General features: G+C 68.3%; 1 protein-coding gene and 1 pseudogene. Both read right to left on the bottom strand.

Translation table 11 applies throughout. The features are described 5' to 3' along the window. Positions 1–419 (bottom strand): FAD-binding protein (locus ACFWJO_RS38895; RefSeq protein WP_386872945.1); only part of this gene is annotated, 419 nt, incomplete at its 3' end. A 26-nt stretch (positions 420–445) separates the two neighbouring features. Beyond that, positions 446–739, bottom strand: a pseudogene (locus ACFWJO_RS38900) (2,4-dichlorophenol 6-monooxygenase); the annotation flags it as partial.

Here is a 739-nt window from a genome sequence, read left to right on the forward strand (position 1 = left end):
CCGCGCGCGGCGAGCAGTTCGGCTGCGGGGGAGGCGCTTTCGTAGATGGCGCGCAGCGCCGCGTATTCGTCCTCGGGAAGGCCCAGTGTGGGGCTCTGTGCGTCGTAGAGGGTGGGGCGGGACAGGCGGGCCACGTAGCGGAGGTAGTCCTCCTCGGAGTCGACCAGCCCTGCCCGGCGGAGCGGTTCGTTGTTGGGCACCCAGTACCAGAAGGCGGCCTTGCGGGCCGTACCTCCCAACTCGTCTGCCTTTTCGAGCAGGATGACGTCGTTGCCGTTCCATCTGCTGAACAGGGCTGCGGGGAGTCCTCCGCCGCCTCCTCCGACGACCACGATGTCAGTGGTGTGGTCGATCGTTGTCAGGGGTGCGGGGAGCGCGGACTGCCGAGGTGCGGTGTGGGGTGTCTGGGCTGTGGTCATCAGGTTCTTCCTTCGATGTCGCGGTGTCAGTGCAGGACGGAGGACAGTGCCGTGCGCAACGCTTCGAGGGGTATCTCGGGAAGGTCAGCGGCCCGCCAGGCGATGTGGTGGTCGGGGCGGACCAGCAGTGCCCCGGCGTCGCCGATTTCGCGTACTGCGGTCCACTCTCGGAGGACGTCGTTGTACTCGCAGCCGACGCCGACGCTGGCGACCGAGAGGTCGATACCCAGTTCCGAGGCGAGTTTGTCGGCGGCGTCGCGCCAGGGTTGGCCGCCCTCGCCGACGAGGAGGCTGAGCCGTCCGTGGCCGGTGAGATCGAG

Origin of the sequence: Streptomyces sp. NPDC127092, assembly GCF_042722475.1 — a bacterium.
In the GTDB taxonomy this organism is placed as follows: domain Bacteria; phylum Actinomycetota; class Actinomycetes; order Streptomycetales; family Streptomycetaceae; genus Streptomyces.